Source organism: Microcoleus sp. OTE_8_concoct_300 (genome assembly GCF_031383065.1).
In the GTDB taxonomy this organism is placed as follows: Bacteria; Cyanobacteriota; Cyanobacteriia; order Cyanobacteriales; family Microcoleaceae; genus Microcoleus.
In genome coordinates this window covers 1-2020 of sequence record NZ_JANMZH010000567.1, presented here as the reverse complement: position 1 = coordinate 2020, position 2020 = coordinate 1, and the positions used below count along the sequence as shown (strand labels likewise).

2 protein-coding genes are annotated in these 2020 nt (G+C 41.5%); one reads left to right on the top strand and one right to left on the bottom strand.

Going from position 1 to position 2020, the window contains the following annotated elements; genetic code table 11:
* Positions 1-676 precede the first annotated feature (676 nt).
* On the top strand, positions 677-1096 hold the full coding sequence (locus tag ACUVJL_RS25955; RefSeq protein WP_445248470.1) for an IS607 family transposase: 420 nt from the start codon (positions 677-679) through the stop codon (positions 1094-1096).
* A 36-nt stretch (positions 1097-1132) separates the two neighbouring features.
* Here the strand turns inward: ACUVJL_RS25955 and ACUVJL_RS25950 are convergent.
* Positions 1133-2020 (bottom strand): transposase (locus tag ACUVJL_RS25950; RefSeq protein WP_445248469.1); only part of this gene is annotated, 888 nt, incomplete at its 5' end.

The window sequence follows — 2020 nt, the reverse complement described above, 5'->3', positions numbered from 1 at the left end:
ACAAAAATAAGGTGTAAAGGTCTATATTGCATTGTGCCGTAGAGGGTTTAGTTATTTTTCTCATTGTCCGATACCTAGAAAGTAGACGACCTATATTTATCAATTCACTGTTTGGTTATTTTGTCAATGCGTAAGTCCTAAATTCGACTTTATTTATGATCCTTGCCCTGTAAAGCTTGTAGTCTCGTTCCCAAAACTGTCCGGAGTATTGCTTTCTAAAAACACAACCTTTGAGGTATGGCAACCGCCGCCGGACATAGAATGTGGGTTGAGGCTCACGTTCGCTCTCCTTGAAACAGAGGCGGACTCGCTTGAGTGTGAGGGTGGTTACCCAGAGTCCACGATCGCGCGCGATCTGACGGGGGCTCGAGTTGGCTGTATTAACGTCGCGAGGGTTAGGGGCGATCGAGAGTAAGAGTCCGCGAGGTTGGCACTGGCATCAGTTATCGCCACCAGTTCCGCAAGATCATCCTCAATTGAACAGACAAGACATCAAAAAGTTGCTAATTTTGTAGTCGAGATTTCTGTTTTGCGATCGCCCCCCATGCCCAAACCCTATAGTTACGAGCTGCGAAAAAAGCGATCGAAGCCATTGAGCAAGATGGTATTGTAAAACTTCATTAAGCTTATAAGCAATAGTAAGCAAGAATGGTAATATGTAGTCAGGAGGTTAAAAATGAAACTACCTGACTACGCCAAAGCAATAGGCATAAGTTACACAACTGCGTGGCGGTGGTGGAAGGCAAATAAACTACCACATCCAGCGCGACAAACAGAAAGTGGTTTAATCATCGTGGATTACGTGCCACAGACATTATCCACCGAGGTCAAGAAGAATCGAGTCGCTATTTATAGCAGAGTTTCTTCCTCCGAAAACAAAGAAAATCTTAACCGCCAATCAGAGAGGCTGACTGAATACGCAATTGCTAACGGTTATCAAATCGTTAGAAATGTAAAAGAAATCGGCAGCGGATTGAACGATCACAGAAAGCAGTTGGAAACACTGCTACAGCAGGATGACTACGATATTCTGTTGGTTGAACACAAAGACCGCTTGGCTCGATTTGGTACAAATTACTTAGGGTTTGCTGAATAATCGATCGCAAACTAAGAACAGGAGTGATCGATATATTCAAGCTTGGTTAAATATAAGTTTTTTCTGTATCGAGTCCCCCCATTTATAATTGGGGATTATCTTCAACCCAAACACAGGTGTTCTTTTTCCAAATAGACATAAAAACACACAAAAAACCCGGCGCCACCAGGTAGTAAGGTTGATGACCAAAAAAGTAATTGCAATAACTGTACCAGATGTATTATCAAGTTTAGCCATCACTCGATTGAGACCGAATCTTCGTTTTCCTTGCCCAAATTTGCCCTCGATTGTATTTCTAATTCTTTCATCTTCTAAAGCTTGCTTCTTTTTTGCTTTACTCACATTTGCTGGAGGTCTTCCTAAGGTCGGTCCACTGATTCTAATTCCTTTTTCTTTACACCATGCTCGGTTTTCCTTTGTACGGTAAATGCGATCTGCATGAACTGACTCTGGATAGTATCCCGTGAATCTATAATAAGCTTCTACTTGGGCTTTTAAGTCCCCTGATTCGTTAAAATTATCCCAGCTCATCCGGTCTAAAAATACATATCCTTCAAAACAACTGGCCGATAGTTTAGCTCCAAACTCTACGCTTTTCCCTGCTTTTCCTCTGACTATAGGACGAATGTGGGGTTGACTTAAACTTACTATTCTATCCTCAATGCTCTGTTTATTGTTATCAAATAACCACTGTTGTTGGCGAGTGACTTCTGTGAGGACTAGCAAGGTTTTATATTGCTGTTTGTTCAAACTTTCTAGGGTCGCACCTGAATCGATTAGCTGTTCAATATGAGCGAGGTTTCTTTTGATATATTGAAGTTGTTTTTTAATTGCCTGTCTTTTTTTGTGGCGGGATGGTCTTCTTTGTTTGGCTATTAATAAGTAATCTTTTCGGGCGAGATTACGGTAGGTTCTTGGTTTTTT